Consider the following 13,791-nt stretch of genomic DNA (forward strand, 5'->3'; position numbering starts at 1 on the left):
CCAGAGTGCGGTGCCGGTAAGCGACGCCACCGCCCCGACCGCATCGATCACCTCCCCCACGAATTCCAGCACCGTCAGAGGGAACGCGTCGGTGGCGGTGGCGGCTTCCGATAACGTCGGCGTGGCCAAGGTGGAACTCCGCATCAACGGCGCCCCCTTCGCCACGGCAACCACCGCCCCCTACGCCTTCTCGTGGGACACCACCACCACGGCGGACGGCTCCTACTCCCTCGAGGCCGTGGCCTATGACGCCGCGGGGAATATGGGGAAATCGAGCGCTGTTTCGGTCAAGGTTTCAAACACTCTCGACACCATCGCCCCGACCGTCGCCATCACCTCCCCGGCCAACGGCGCAACGGTTGGCACCAGTGCGACCATTACCATCGCCGCCAGTGACAATGTGGGAGTAAGCCGCATTGAGCTCTACATCGATGGCAAGCTGGCAACCAGCAAAACCGGCATCACCAGCCTGACCTACAGCTGGAATACGCGAAAAATTACTACCGGTGCCCACACCATACTGTCCAAGGCCTTCGATGCCACCGGCAACACCGCAACCACCTCCATTACTATCTACAAGTAGCACCGTTTCTTCCTCGATCCCGCATAAAGGGGACGGCAACTGGCCGTCCCCTTTCTCATTTGCCTCCCAGACGCACGAAGGGGAAACGGCGCCTGCCGTCTCCCCTTCGTTTCATCCATTGCTGACTGTATGCAGTGGCGTTACTTCACCCGTCTCCGACCATAGAGTGCCAGGCCGATCAAGCCAGTGCCGAGAAGCATGATCGTACCGGGCTCGGGAACGACCTCCTGTTGGCCGCCTCCGCCGTCATCCTCAGGCTTCCACGTCACGTCATGGGAGCCGGGATTGTTTTCCCAGTTGGTTACGATACTTGCATTCTGACCACCGCCCTGCTCCACTGTCTCAAGGGCCATGACATCGAAATGCACCCAGTCATAACCGGTAACAGTGATGCCGGTAAACGTCTTGATCTGGCCAGCAGCAGCACCCGTTTCAAGAGCGAAATCAGGAACGGCACCGGCAATTTTGGAGAAGTTGCCGATGTCATAGAAAAGGAAATCGGCGACACTGGCCTGGACGGGAGCATGATTATTCGGGAAGAAACTGTCTGTTAGAGAAGATGTGATAAACGTAGCGCCGGGTATCGTGAGTGTGCCGGTGTCACCATCGGGCACGGAAACAACCAGGATGGCGCCCTTCCCATTGAAAATCAAGGGCAGGCTGTCAAACGACGACCAATCAAGCCCACTGTTGAATTTCCCGCCGAGGTTCAAAACGTTGTTGTTCTGATAAACACCCGCCACAAAGAGTGTCCCGCCTGTGGTGATTGCTGTATCGGTTTCAGTGGGGTTAGTCGTGCTGGCCTGATAGTCCGCATAGGTGCCTTCACCTGGACCACCCGGCGCTCCCAGTTGTAGGACCGGTACAGCCTGCGCATATGCCGCCATACCAAGAACGAGTAGTGATGCCATAAGTAACTTTTTCATATAAACCTCCCTATACAGAAGAAGTTGGCTTCAAATAGTATTCAAGAGGAATGCAAGCAATCACCATACCACTTGCAACTTATTGTAATTATTGAAAATTACCTAAACAGGCCATCGCATGCGTAAAGAATACCGACAGGTCAACCCAGAGTAAAGACACGCTAGCCAATAATTTCGGAATGTTACAGGGATTATCCATGCGTATGGAAAACCGACATAATCCTAGCAATTGGAAATTATTCCAACAAGTTCCTTCACCATGCGTCCGTTATTAACCAGAATTTCAGAAATTTGTTACGGGAGGGACTGCATAGACAACGCCGAGTCTAAAGTATCAGCGCCTCCCGGGCCAGCCGTACGGAAACCTTCCGCTTGGCGGCCAGGGCATACCGGCTGATGGCATCCAGTGCCTCGATGAGGGAGGGAACATCACGGCGGACGTGGAGGAGGAGGTAGTCGATGACGTCGGCGGGGAGGACAATCTGGCGGTCATCGGCGAGTTTTTTCATGATGAGACGGCGGGAGTCGTCGTCGGAGATGTCGACCCGGGCCACGAGCCCCCAGAGGAGGCGGGAGATGAGGTGGTCGTCAATGGAGGGAAGTTCTTTTGGGGGGTAGAGCCCGGTGATGGCGATGGGGCGGCCGGCCTGGTAGAAGTCGTTGAAGAGTTGCCAGAGCTCGACCCGTACCGCCTGCTGGTCGGGGATGAGGTGGAGGTCGTCCACGAGGAGGGCCGGAGCGTTGCGAAACCGCTCGGCCAGCTTCGACACCGCCTCGACCGGGTATTCTCCGCCATATACCTCGTCCACGTCCTTGAAGGAGATGCAGGGAACCGATGAGAGTCCCGCCCGTGCGCTGAAGTGTGCTCCAATCGCCATGAGAAGGTGGGTCTTTCCGGACCCGGAGGGGCCGTGGAGGTAGAGGAGGTTCTCCGCCCCCTCTTCGTCCGTGAGCCGCCGGACAAAGCGGTAGGCGGTTTCGTTGCCGGAGCAGATGACAAAATTGTCGAGGGAATACTTCGGATTTACGGGGAAGTCGAAGACAAGTTGCATGGGTCGGACGCTAGAAAAGATTTCCCTGGGACGATGACGGCGGTGCGATGCGGCCGAAGTGCTCGTAGGCCGCCCTGGTCGCCACCCGTCCACGGGGGGTGCGGTTGATGAAGCCGTGCTGGATGAGGAACGGTTCGTAGACGTCCTCGATGGTGTCCCGCTCCTCGCCGATGGCGGCGGCGATGGTGTCGAGCCCCACGGGACCGCCGCCGAACTTGTCGATAATGGTGAGCATAATGGTCCGGTCCATATGGTCAAACCCCTTCTCGTCGATCTCCAGCAGCTTCAAGGATTCGTCCACCACGGTTGCGGTGATGACACCGTCGGCCCTGACCTGGGCGAAGTCCCGCACCCGGCGCAGGAGGCGGTTGGCGATGCGGGGGGTGCCGCGACTCCGGCGGGCCAGTTCCCGGGCACCCTCCGGCTCGATGCCGATGTTCAGGATGCGGGCGGAGCGAGTGACGATGGTGGTGAGCTCATCATCGGTGTAGAACTCCAGCCGGGAGATGACCCCGAAGCGATCCCGCAGGGGCGAGGAGAGGAGGCCGGCCCTCGTGGTGGCCCCAACGAGGGTGAACTTCGGGAGATCCAGCTTGATGGTCCGGGCGCTGGGTCCCTGGCCGATAATGATGTCGAGCTGGTAGTCCTCCATGGCCGGATAGAGGATCTCCTCCACCACATGGGAGAGACGGTGAATCTCGTCGATGAAAAGGACGTCGTGGGGCTCCAGGTTGGTGAGGATCGCCGCCAGGTCGCCGGGGCGCTCGATGACCGGGCCGGAGGTGGACTTGATGTTCACTCCCATTTCGCAGGCGATGATGTTGGCCAGCGTCGTCTTTCCCAGCCCAGGCGGGCCATAGAGGAGGACGTGGTCCAGGGCCTCGCTCCGCTTCCGAGCCGCATCGATGAAGACCCGCAGGTTTCCCTTGGCCTTCTCCTGGCCGATGTAGTCGTCCAGCGCCCGGGGGCGCAGGGACGATTCGATCAGGTCGTCTTCGGTCTTTTCAGGGGTTATCATTCGGTCCATATCGGGTGTCCGGCTGTAGGGAGGCAATGAATTGCTCCCCTTTGATTATTTCATCAGAATCTTCAACGCCTGCCGGAGGACCGCTTCGGTGGAGGCGCCGGATTCGATGGTCATGTCCGCCAACACCTTTCGGACCACCGCCTCCTTGTAGCCCAGGTTTACGAGGGCGGAAGCCACGTCATCGGCCACTTCGGGGGGAGCCTCGCTGGGGGCCGTCTCCTTTGTCGAGGGAGCTACGTCCATCTTCCGCACCTTCTCCTTCAGCTCCAGCACGAGGCGTTCGGCGGTCTTCTTCCCGATGCCGGGAATCGACGAGAGCCGGACCAGATTCCCCTGGAGGATGGCTCCGGCCAGCTCGTCTGGCTGGATGTTGGAGAGGATGTCCCGGGCCATCTTGGGGCCGATGCCGGAAACGGAGATGAGAACCTGGAAGAACTCCTTCTCGGCCACGGTCCTGAACCCGAAGAGGCTGAGGGCGTCTTCCTTGACGTGGGTGTAAATGGAAAGGGAAACCGGCTTCCCCTCATCGGGAAGCTCGTAGTAGGTGGAAAAGGGGATCTGGACCCGGTAGCCGACACCGTTCACGTCGATGATGATGGCGTCGGGGGACTTGTGGGCGAGCATGCCGGTGAGACGGGCTATCATCTGATGCTCCGGAGGATGTTTTTCATGCCGGCCGAGTTGGCGTGACAGACCGCCACGGCCAATGCGTCGGAGGCGTCGGCCTGGGCGATCTCGGGGAGGTTGAGGAGGGACTTGACCATCTGCTGCACCTGCTCCTTGCGGGCATGGCCGTAGCCGACAACCGCCTGTTTGACCTGCATGGCCGTGTACTCGCTGACCGTGAGCCCCGCGTTCACCCCGGCCACGATGGCGGCCCCCCGGGCCTGCCCCAGCTTCAGGGCGCTCTGGGCGTTGTGGGCGAGGAACACCTGCTCCACGGCCATGGCGTCGGGACGGTATTCCGCGATGACCCGGCAGAGTCCTTCGAATATCCTGTGGAGGCGGAGCGCGAACTCCTTGTGGCTGTCGGTGTAGATGGCGCCGTTATCCACATGGACGAGGCGGTTGCCGACCTTTTCGATGATGCCGTAGCCGGTGATGCGCGACCCGGGGTCAATGCCGAGGACTCTCATGGGTGCCTTGTCCGAAATTTAAGAAGGGCGGGTCTGAGACCCGCCCCTTGTACCACACTACCGCCAAGCTTCCCAACCCTACATCAGCTTTTCCATTTCTTCTGTCGAAATGTCGAAGTTCGCATAGACGTTCTGCACGTCGTCGTTGTCCTCGAGCCGGTCCATGAGCTTCAGCATGTTCTCGGCATTCTTGCCGTCCAGCTTCACCATGGTCTGGGGAATCATGGTTATCTCGGCGGACTCATGGGCGAACCCGGCTTTCTCAAGGGCATCACGCACCTCGATGAAGGAGGACGGGTCGGTCAACACCTCGTACTGCTCCTCCTCGTCGGCCACGTCCTCGGCGCCAGCCTCCAGGGCCACCTCGAAGAGTTTCTCGAAATCGGCATCCTTGCTGACGACGATGAGCCCCTTCTTGTCGAACATCCAGGAGACGCAGCCGGTCTCACCCATGTTGCCGTTGCACTTCGTAAAGGTGCTCCGCACATCACCCACGGTCCGGTTGCGGTTGTCGGTCATACACTCCACGAGGACCGCCACGCCGCCGGGGCCGTACCCCTCGTAGACGATCTCCTCGTAGTTGACCCCCTCAAGCTCGCCGGTCCCCTTCTTGATGGCCCGCTCGATGTTGTCCTTGGGCATGTTCTCGCCCTTTGCCTTGTCGACGGCGCTGCGCAGACGCGGGTTTCCGTTGGGATCGCCGCCACCCAGTTTGGCGGCCACGGTGATCTCCTTGATGATCTTGGTGAAGACCTTGCCCCGCTTGGCGTCGGCGGCCCCCTTCTTGTGCTTGATCGTGCTCCATTTATTATGTCCCGACATGCGACCGCTCCTTCTGCTAAACTGTGGGCCGGCGCCCGAAATCGGCAGATAGTAGCATGGGAAAATCTTGGTTGTAAAGGTTGAAAGTTTATGTAAAATGGGCAATCAGACTGCACAATGCCCCACCCACAACGACTCGCGAGGTACGCCCATGACCCGTCCCGCCACTGTTCACGGTTCCGCCTCCACCCGTACCGCCAGACTCGTTCGTCTCGTGGCGGCCTCCGCCCTCCTCACCGCCGCCTGCGCCACCATCACCCCCGCCACCGCCCCGGACCCGAACAGACTCCCTCCCGTACTCGCCCAGGACGAGATCATCCGCCCCTATACTAAACTAGGTACCGTCGAGGTGAGCCGTGAGCGTCTGGGGCACATCGACGACCTTAAGAATGAAGCGGATGAATGGGCCTACGACGCCCTGGGAACCGAAGCCGCCAAACTGGGGGCCGATGCCATCATCCTCCCCGAAGTCCAAGCGAAAAAAGGGTCGTACCTCTTCTTCCCCTCAACATCCATCAAAGCAAAGGGGATAGCGATCAGATTCAACTGACCGCCTCCCCCTCTTCCCACCCCCTTACCATCTTTTCCTATCCTTATCCCTCTCGCCCCTTAAAATCCATTCAAACCCCATTACACTCACCATAGAACCAACAGCACAACCAAACGCAACCCAACAACCCCAGGCATGGCAATAAACCACGTTCTACAAAGCAAACAAAACGACGCACTTGCGTCTATATATGGTAACTTCTTTTTTCAACATACTGAATTTACGTATTATTTTTCTAAATTTAATTTTTTTATTGAAATTGATGTTGACGCAAGTAAAACGTCGTGCTAAAAAATAATCACACGATATAACATTGTTTATAAAACAGCCTTGCACACACCATTCTTAACGGAAGGCAACGATGACCAGGGAAAAGAGTTCATACGCGGTACAAACCGTCGAAAAGGCCCTGGATATTCTCGAGACGCTCACCGAGGAAAGCCGGCACGCCACCCTTCCCTACCTTGCGGAGAGGCTCGATCTCTCCCGCAACAAGGCTTTCCGTCTTTTGGCAACCCTCGAGAGCAAGGGGCTCGTGGAGCGTGACGATGCTAGCGGCATCTACCGCCTCGGGATTTCGTCGGTGGAGTTGGCACAGAGGCTCCTCAACAGCACGAGTCTCATCCGGCATTCCCACCCGGTTATGGAGAAGCTGGCGCGCAAGCATGACGAGGCGGTCTACATCGCGGTCCTCAAGGGAGAGGAAGTCCTCTTTCTCGACATGGTCGACTGCGATCAGGCCATCAAAACCGCTCCCCTGGTCGGCAAGCGCTTCCCCTTCTTCACCAACGCGGCAGGCAAGGCCATCAAGTCGTTGGAGTCGGCGGACCTTCTGGAGAAATTCTTCAAGAAGCGGAGAAATGGCGGTGCCCCTGATCCGGCACTTCTCCAGACTGAACTGACGGCGATTCGGGAGCGCGGTTTCGCCGTCGATTTCGACGGGCTCGGCGAAGGGATCGTCACGGTCGCCGTGGCGGTACGGGATTACGCCGGCAAGGTAATCGGCGCCCTTACCATGCTCGGGCCGTCGTTCAGACTGATGGCCTCGCGGCTGGAGGAGGAGATCATCCCTTCCCTCCGGGAGGGAGCCGAGATGCTTTCCTTGAAGTTCGGCTACGCAAAGCTTTAGGACCAGAGGAGTAACGGGACCAACTATTCGACGAAAGGAGGGGAGACACGACGGATACGGAAGTTGATACAGAATCGGAGCGGGACGCCGCTCCATGGATGTGTGATTATTTTGGAGAAAGGAGTAACAAACCATGGCTGAAAGACAGTACGACTGGGGCGCCATCGCCAAGAATCCCAAGTTCGTCGAACTCCACCGCAAGAAAACCACGTTTCTCGTCGGATGGTGGGTATTCTCCACCGTCTTCTACTTCCTCCTCCCGATCGGTGCCGCATATGCACCTGGTCTCTTCAAGATCAAGATCCTGGGGCGGATCAACTTCGGCTACCTCTTCGCCCTCTCCCAGTTCTTCGTTTCCTGGGGGATCGCCATGTACTACGCCCATGTGGCCAACAAAGACTTCGACCGGCTCACCCGCGAGCTGGTGGATGAGCTCAAATAAGGAAGGAGGACTGAGATGAAAAAATTGCTTGCTGGTATAACTCTGGCCCTCTCCCTGGGCTCGTTCGCCGCCTTTGCCGAGGAGCCTGCCAAGGCCCCGGCGGCCCCTGGCGCTCCGGCCGCCGTAACCGCTCCGGCAGCCACCACCCCGGCACCGGCTGCCACTGCGCCCGCGGCGGCCACCACCGCGGCCAAGGTAGCCGTCCCGGCCCCTGAGGGCAAGAAGCTCAAGGCCAACCCGTATGTCACCATCCCGATTTTCCTCGCCATCATTGCCGTCACCATGTGCGTTGTCGTCTGGTCGGCCAAACGGACCAAGTCGGCCGCTGACTTCTACACCGCCGGCGGCGGCATCACCGGCACCCAGAACGGCTGGGCCATCGCCGGCGACTACATGTCGGCCGCTTCCTTCCTGGGGATTTCCGGCCTGATCTCCCTCTACGGCTATGACGGCTTCATGTACTCCGTCGGCTGGCTCGTGGCCTACATCACGGTGCTCCTCATCGTGGCCGAGCCGTGCCGCAACGCCGGCAAGTACACCCTGGGGGACATCCTCTCGTTTCGCACCGAGCCCAAGAAGGTCCGGGCCGTGGCTGCCCTCTCCACTGTTGCCGTCTCCACCTTCTACCTGACCGCCCAGATGGTCGGTGCCGGGAAGCTCATGCAACTCCTCATCGGCATTCCCTACAAGTTCGCCATCATCGGCGTCGGCATCCTCATGGTCGGCTACGTTGTCTTCGGCGGCATGACCGCCACCACCTGGGTCCAGATCATCAAGGCGGGTCTCCTCATGACCGGCGCCGCGCTCCTCTCCGTCCTTGTGGGTATCAAGGCCGGCATGAACCCGTTCCAGTTCTTCAACGACATCGCCACCAACCCCAACATCATCGAGCATGTCCAGAAGACGGTCCTGAAGGACCCCATCGCCGTGGCCGGCTTTGACTACGGACAGCGCTTCCTGGAGCCGGGGCTCTTCCTCAAGAACCCCCTTGACCAGATCTCCCTCGGGATGGCTCTCGTGCTCGGCACCGCCGGCATGCCCCACATCCTCATGCGCTTCTTCACCGTGCCGACCGCCCAGGCCGCCCGCAAGTCGGTTATCGTAGCCATGTTCATCATCGGCTTCTTCTACATCCTGACCACGCTCCTCGGCTTTGGCGCCGCCATCCACGTGACCCCGCAAACCATCATGGGTGTAGACAAGGGTGGCAACATGGCCGCCATGATGCTCGCTCAGAAGCTCGGTGGCGACATCTCCCCCTTCCTGGGCGATCTGCTCCTGGCCTTCCTCTGCGCCGTTGCCTTCGCCACCATCCTCGCCGTCGTCTCGGGTCTCGTTCTGGCCGCCTCCGCCGCCATCGCCCACGACATCTACGTGAACGTCATCAAGGACGGCCACGCCGACCAGCACGAGCAGGTCATGGCCGCCCGGATAACCTCCCTCTGCGTCGGCACCGCCGGCATCCTGATCGGTATCGCCGCCGAGAAGGCCAACGTCGCCCACCTGGTGGCCCTGGCCTTCGCCGTTGCCTCCTCGGGCAACCTGCCGGTCGTCGTCATGTCCCTCTTCTGGCGGAAGTTCAACACCGCCGGCGTCATCTCAGGCCTCGTGGTCGGCACCGTCGCCTCCATCGCCCTGGTCATGGTCTCCCCCAACATGACCTACCCCAAAAAGGTTGCCGCGGACGCCCAGAAAGTGGTAACCACCCTCGAGAAGAAACAGGCTGAAGGTGCCGTCCTGACCGAAAAACAGATGAAGGACCTCGACAAGGCCAAGGCCGACTACGCGAAGAACAAGGACGGTAAGTCATTGATGGGTCTCGACGCACCGCTCTTCAACCTGAAGAACCCGGGCATCGTCTCCATCCCGCTCGGCTTCATCGCCGCCATCATCGGCTGCCTCGCCTTCCCGAGCCGCCGCTCCGAGGAGATGTTCGACGAGATCTACGTCCGCCAGAACACTGGCATCGGCATGGCCAAGGCCATCGACCACTAGAATACACGACGCACAGAATCAGAGTTGCAATCGGGGGAAGGGAAACCTTCCCCCTTTTTTCGTTTCACGCCATTCTCCCAGCCCCCCGGCCCCCACACACAAAACATCAAACCGCTTGTACAGCAAAGCCCTCAATATCAAACGTTCGTTATATTTCATGCTGAGCCCCTAGACGCACCAAGACCAACACAAAATAGACAACAAGTTCATTGTTTATCCAATTTTAGTGTCCACATTTCAACATGTTACACAAAACTCCCGACCAAACAAAAAACTCCTTGCAAACAAATATACAACCGTTATATTTTAGCGCTCATTTGTGAATTAAAATATCGTTATGGCGCAGCAGCTACGTCTCTCGATGCCGCACGATAACTCATCGAATTGCATGTGCTTTTCAATAACGACGAACACTCAACGAAAGGAGGACCGGCAGATCTTGTTTTATTCAGGCTTTTGAGGGGTGGGACGCTGCCCGTCACAAGCTTCCAATGGAGTGCATTTCGAAAGGAGTAACAAAATCATGGCTGAAAAACAGTACAACTGGAGCGCCATCGCCAAGAACCCCAAGTTCGTGGAGCTCCACCGCAAGAAAACTACGTTTCTCGTTGGATGGTGGGTATTTTCCACCGTCTTCTACTTCCTCCTCCCCATCGGCGCGGCGTATGCCCCCGGCCTCTTCAAGATCAAGATCCTGGGACGGATCAACTTCGGCTACCTCTTCGCCCTCTCCCAGTTCTTCGTTTCCTGGGGAATCGCCATGTACTACGCCCATGTGGCCAACAAAGACTTCGACCGGCTCACCCGCGAGCTGGTGGATGAGCTGAAGTAAGGAGGAAGGAAGACAATGAAAAAACTGATCGCAGCTTTCACACTTGCCCTGTCCATGGGCACATTCGCCTATGCCGCCGAGCCGGCCAAGGCTCCCGTTGCTGCCGAGGCGCAGACTGTTGCCGCCCCTGCCCAGGCGACCGCCACCGCCCCCGCCGCGCCCGTGGCGGCAAAGGCCGCCGTTGCCGTGGCTCCGGCCGAGAAGAAGGAACTCAAGGCCAACCCGATGGTCACCATCCCGATCTTCCTGATGATCATCGGCGCCACCATGTGCGTTGTCGTCTGGTCGGCCAAGCAGACCAAATCGGCCGCCGACTTCTACACCGCCGGCGGCGGCATTACCGGCACCCAGAATGGCTGGGCCATCGCCGGCGACTACATGTCGGCCGCCTCCTTTCTGGGAATTTCCGGCATCATCTCCCTCTATGGCTATGACGGCTTCATGTACTCTGTCGGTTGGCTCGTGGCCTACATCACGGTGCTCCTGATCGTGGCCGAGCCGTGCCGGAACGCCGGCAAGTTCACCCTCGGGGATATCCTCTCCTTCCGTACCGAGCCCAAGTCGGTCCGGGCCGTGGCGGCCATTTCAACCGTGGCCGTCTCCACCTTCTACCTGACCGCCCAGATGGTCGGCGCAGGGAAGCTCATGCAGCTCCTCATCGGCATCCCCTACAAGACCGCCGTCATCGGCGTCGGCATCCTCATGGTGGGCTACGTGGTCTTCGGCGGCATGACCGCCACCACCTGGGTCCAGATCATCAAGGCCGGCCTCCTCATGACCGGCGCCGCGCTTCTCTCCGTTCTCGTGGGCCTCAAGTCAGGCATGAACCCGTTCCAGTTCTTCAACGACATCGCCACCAGCCCCAACGTCATCGAGCATGTCCAGAAGGTGGTCCTGAAGGACCCCGTGGCCGTGGCCGGTTTCGACTACGGGCAGCGGTTCCTTGAGCCGGGGCTCTTCCTCAAGAACCCGCTCGACCAGATCTCCCTCGGCATGGCCCTCGTGCTCGGTACCGCCGGCATGCCCCACATCCTCATGCGCTTCTTCACCGTCCCCACAGCCCAGGCTGCCCGCAAGTCCGTTATCGTGGCCATGTTCATCATCGGCCTATTCTACATCCTGACCACGCTCCTCGGCTTCGGCGCCGCCATCCACGTGACTCCGCAATCCATCATGAACGTGGATAAGGGTGGCAACATGGCCGCCATGATGCTCGCCCAGAAGATGGGGGGCGACATCCATCCGTTCCTGGGCGACCTGCTCCTGGCCTTCCTCTGCGCCGTTGCCTTCGCCACCATCCTCGCCGTCGTGTCGGGTCTCGTCCTGGCTGCCTCCGCCGCCATCGCCCACGACATCTACGTGAACGTGATCAAAGGGGGTCATGCCGACCAGCATGAGCAGGTGAAAGCCGCGCGGATCACCTCCTTCGTGGTGGGCGCCTGCGGCATCGTGATCGGCATCGCCGCCGAGAAGCAGAACGTCGCCCACCTGGTGGCCCTGGCCTTTGCCGTGGCCGCCTCGGGCAACCTGCCGGTCGTCGTCCTCTCCCTCTTCTGGAAGAAGTTCAACACCGCCGGCGTCGTGGCGGGCCTGGTGACCGGCACCGTTGTCGCCATCTCCCTGGTGATGGTCTCCCCCAACATGACCTATCCAAAGAAGGTGGCCGCCGACGCCCAGAAGGTGGTCGTGGCCATGGAGAAGAAGCAGGCCGAAGGCTCCGTCCTCACCCAGAAGGAGATGAAGGAGCTGGACAAGGCCAAGGTTGACTACGAGAAGAACAAGGACGGCACGTCGATCCTCGGCCTCGATAAGCCGCTCTTTACCCTGAAGAACCCGGGCGTGGTATCCATCCCCCTCGGCTTCATCGTGGCGATCATCGCCGCCCTTGCCTTCCCGAGCCGCCGCGCCGAGGAGATGTTCGACGAGCTGTACGTGCGCCAGAATACTGGCATCGGCATCGCCAAGGCGGTCGACCACTAGAACGGCTTTATAGTTCGGTACATTTTATGCTAGTATTGGGGAAAGCGTTGCTTTCCCCTTTTTTTATCCCGCGCGAGGATCCGCATGCATAACGACATCATCCAGACAGCCGTAGCCGAAACCATGGCCCGGATTAACGCATTCGTCCGGGTCCTGGAACAGGACGAAATCCCGCTGATCCTCAACCGCCTCAAGGACGAGATCAACCAGGAAATCGCCCTTACGGGGCAGATAGCGGGACGGCGGCGGGAGCTCATGGCCCGGGTGAAGGGGGAAACCGACTACGGTGCGCTGCGGGAAATCCACGACGAATTGAATGGGCTGGAACTGGAACGGTTTCTCAAGATCCAGTCGGTGGCCGCCCTCCACGCCTCATGCACGGAATACCGGGACGTCCTGGCGGGGCGGGCGCTGGAACTGGTGGAGCAGGAAATGGCAGCAGGCGGCAAGGGAAGCCCTCCGCGCTCCTACGCCCTCTGCAGCATGGGGAGCGACGGCCGGGAGGAGCAGACCCTCATCACCGACCAGGACTACCTGATCGTCTACGGCGACGGCGGCGGCGAGGCTGCCGACCAGTGGTTCAGGGAGTTTTCGGAGACTCTGGTGGAGCGGATGGCGGAGATGGGGTTCAAAAAATGCACCGGCGACATCATGCCGTCGAACCCCACCTGGCGGGGCTCCTACGGCCAATGGAAGAAAAAGCTCCTGGCCATCGTCCGCTACGAGTACGAGGATTACGCCAAGAACCTCATGGATCTGATCGTCCTCTCCGACGCCCGCCACGTGGCGGGGGACAAGGAGCTGGCCAACGACCTGGTGGGACTCATCCGGGGACTGGAGCAGGACTACTTCCAGGTGCTCTGGGGGATGGCCAAGGCAGCCACGGAGATGAAGCTGGCCCTCGGCTTCCTTAACCGGCTCTGGACCGAGGGTTCAGGGGAGCACAAGGGAGAGTTCAACCTGAAGCTGCTTGCCTGGGCACCGCTGGTCATGAACGTTCGGATTCTCGCCATCAACCAGGGAATACCGGCCACGAACACCGTGCGGCGCATCGAGCTGCTCCAGAAAGAGGGGAGCTTCTCGGCATCCTTCGCACAGGGGCTGGTGGACGCCTACACCATCCTGACCCGGCACCGGATCCTACTCCAAATCAAGGTTATCAAGGGGATCAACAAAAGCTCCTACTACCTGAACCCCTACACTCTCCCCGCCGACGAGCGGGAACAGATCAAACAGGCCCTCATCAAGATAGAGGATCTCCAGCGCACTATTCATACGAATTTTTCGATTATGTAACTTCTGTCACTGCGACAGCAC

General features: G+C 59.6%; 14 protein-coding genes. 8 read left to right on the plus strand and 6 right to left on the minus strand.

The features are described from left to right. On the plus strand, nucleotides 1-583 hold a 583-nt coding region (locus KJB29_RS13080), incomplete at its 5' end, for an Ig-like domain-containing protein (RefSeq protein ID WP_246561385.1). Nucleotides 584-723: 140 nt separating this feature from the next. Here the strand turns inward: KJB29_RS13080 and KJB29_RS13085 are convergent. From KJB29_RS13085 to KJB29_RS13110, 6 genes are all read right to left on the minus strand, one after another. Beyond that, complete coding sequence (locus tag KJB29_RS13085; RefSeq protein ID WP_215734931.1) at nucleotides 724-1,509, minus strand: choice-of-anchor N protein; 786 nt, start codon at nucleotides 1,507-1,509, stop codon at nucleotides 724-726. Nucleotides 1,510-1,835: 326 nt separating this feature from the next. Further along, a complete protein-coding gene (locus tag KJB29_RS13090; RefSeq protein ID WP_215734932.1) occupies nucleotides 1,836-2,561 on the minus strand; it encodes a DnaA/Hda family protein in 726 nt (241 codons plus the stop codon). 10 nt (nucleotides 2,562-2,571) lie between these two features. Then, nucleotides 2,572-3,588 carry a Holliday junction branch migration DNA helicase RuvB gene (gene ruvB, locus KJB29_RS13095; RefSeq protein WP_215734933.1) on the minus strand — a complete coding sequence of 339 codons (1,017 nt, stop codon included), beginning with the start codon at nucleotides 3,586-3,588 and terminating at the stop codon, nucleotides 2,572-2,574. A gap of 45 nt (nucleotides 3,589-3,633) precedes the next feature. Beyond that, on the minus strand, nucleotides 3,634-4,233 hold the full coding sequence (gene ruvA, locus KJB29_RS13100; protein ID WP_215734934.1) for a Holliday junction branch migration protein RuvA: 600 nt from the start codon (nucleotides 4,231-4,233) through the stop codon (nucleotides 3,634-3,636). Further along, nucleotides 4,230-4,724 carry a crossover junction endodeoxyribonuclease RuvC gene (gene ruvC / locus KJB29_RS13105; protein ID WP_215734935.1) on the minus strand — a complete coding sequence of 165 codons (495 nt, stop codon included), beginning with the start codon at nucleotides 4,722-4,724 and terminating at the stop codon, nucleotides 4,230-4,232. Before ruvC ends, ruvA begins: the two co-directional genes overlap by 4 nt. A gap of 78 nt (nucleotides 4,725-4,802) precedes the next feature. Continuing rightward, a complete protein-coding gene (locus KJB29_RS13110; RefSeq protein WP_215734936.1) occupies nucleotides 4,803-5,546 on the minus strand; it encodes a YebC/PmpR family DNA-binding transcriptional regulator in 744 nt (247 codons plus the stop codon). A 151-nt stretch (nucleotides 5,547-5,697) separates the two neighbouring features. Here KJB29_RS13110 and KJB29_RS13115 point away from each other — a divergent pair, with 151 nt between their 5' ends. The 7 genes from KJB29_RS13115 to KJB29_RS13145 all read left to right on the plus strand — a co-directional run bounded on the left by KJB29_RS13115 (nucleotide 5,698) and on the right by KJB29_RS13145 (nucleotide 13,770). Next, the gene (locus KJB29_RS13115) at nucleotides 5,698-6,096 is read left to right on the plus strand and encodes a hypothetical protein (protein WP_215734937.1); all 399 of its coding nucleotides are present in this window, start codon (nucleotides 5,698-5,700) and stop codon (nucleotides 6,094-6,096) included. Nucleotides 6,097-6,457: 361 nt separating this feature from the next. Next, nucleotides 6,458-7,225 carry an IclR family transcriptional regulator gene (locus tag KJB29_RS13120; protein WP_215734938.1) on the plus strand — a complete coding sequence of 256 codons (768 nt, stop codon included), beginning with the start codon at nucleotides 6,458-6,460 and terminating at the stop codon, nucleotides 7,223-7,225. A 133-nt stretch (nucleotides 7,226-7,358) separates the two neighbouring features. Continuing rightward, nucleotides 7,359-7,667: a DUF485 domain-containing protein gene (locus KJB29_RS13125; protein WP_214184962.1), complete on the plus strand. Its 309-nt coding sequence runs from the start codon at nucleotides 7,359-7,361 to the stop codon at nucleotides 7,665-7,667. A gap of 15 nt (nucleotides 7,668-7,682) precedes the next feature. Continuing rightward, on the plus strand, nucleotides 7,683-9,662 hold the full coding sequence (locus KJB29_RS13130) for a solute symporter family protein (RefSeq protein WP_215734939.1): 1,980 nt from the start codon (nucleotides 7,683-7,685) through the stop codon (nucleotides 9,660-9,662). 523 nt (nucleotides 9,663-10,185) lie between these two features. Then, nucleotides 10,186-10,494 carry a DUF485 domain-containing protein gene (locus tag KJB29_RS13135; protein WP_119332152.1) on the plus strand — a complete coding sequence of 103 codons (309 nt, stop codon included), beginning with the start codon at nucleotides 10,186-10,188 and terminating at the stop codon, nucleotides 10,492-10,494. 15 nt (nucleotides 10,495-10,509) lie between these two features. Continuing rightward, the gene (locus KJB29_RS13140) at nucleotides 10,510-12,474 is read left to right on the plus strand and encodes a solute symporter family protein (protein ID WP_215734940.1); all 1,965 of its coding nucleotides are present in this window, start codon (nucleotides 10,510-10,512) and stop codon (nucleotides 12,472-12,474) included. Between the two features lie 84 nt (nucleotides 12,475-12,558). Continuing rightward, nucleotides 12,559-13,770: a putative nucleotidyltransferase substrate binding domain-containing protein gene (locus KJB29_RS13145; protein ID WP_215734941.1), complete on the plus strand. Its 1,212-nt coding sequence runs from the start codon at nucleotides 12,559-12,561 to the stop codon at nucleotides 13,768-13,770. The last annotated feature ends 21 nt before the right edge of the window (nucleotides 13,771-13,791 follow it).

This window comes from Geobacter grbiciae (genome assembly GCF_018531165.1).
Taxonomy (GTDB): Bacteria; Desulfobacterota; Desulfuromonadia; order Geobacterales; family Geobacteraceae; genus Geobacter; species Geobacter metallireducens.

Coding starts and splice junctions, on each gene's coding strand:
- ruvC (WP_215734935.1), bottom strand. CDS start 4,724: ATGAGAGTCCTCGGCATTGACCCCGGGTCGCGCATCACCGGCTACGGC.
- KJB29_RS13135 (WP_119332152.1), top strand. CDS start 10,186: ATGGCTGAAAAACAGTACAACTGGAGCGCCATCGCCAAGAACCCCAAG.
- KJB29_RS13085 (WP_215734931.1), bottom strand. CDS start 1,509: ATGAAAAAGTTACTTATGGCATCACTACTCGTTCTTGGTATGGCGGCA.
- KJB29_RS13140 (WP_215734940.1), top strand. CDS start 10,510: ATGAAAAAACTGATCGCAGCTTTCACACTTGCCCTGTCCATGGGCACA.
- KJB29_RS13130 (WP_215734939.1), top strand. CDS start 7,683: ATGAAAAAATTGCTTGCTGGTATAACTCTGGCCCTCTCCCTGGGCTCG.
- KJB29_RS13125 (WP_214184962.1), top strand. CDS start 7,359: ATGGCTGAAAGACAGTACGACTGGGGCGCCATCGCCAAGAATCCCAAG.
- KJB29_RS13145 (WP_215734941.1), top strand. CDS start 12,559: ATGCATAACGACATCATCCAGACAGCCGTAGCCGAAACCATGGCCCGG.
- KJB29_RS13090 (WP_215734932.1), bottom strand. CDS start 2,561: ATGCAACTTGTCTTCGACTTCCCCGTAAATCCGAAGTATTCCCTCGAC.
- KJB29_RS13110 (WP_215734936.1), bottom strand. CDS start 5,546: ATGTCGGGACATAATAAATGGAGCACGATCAAGCACAAGAAGGGGGCC.
- KJB29_RS13120 (WP_215734938.1), top strand. CDS start 6,458: ATGACCAGGGAAAAGAGTTCATACGCGGTACAAACCGTCGAAAAGGCC.
- ruvB (WP_215734933.1), bottom strand. CDS start 3,588: ATGGACCGAATGATAACCCCTGAAAAGACCGAAGACGACCTGATCGAA.
- ruvA (WP_215734934.1), bottom strand. CDS start 4,233: ATGATAGCCCGTCTCACCGGCATGCTCGCCCACAAGTCCCCCGACGCC.
- KJB29_RS13115 (WP_215734937.1), top strand. CDS start 5,698: ATGACCCGTCCCGCCACTGTTCACGGTTCCGCCTCCACCCGTACCGCC.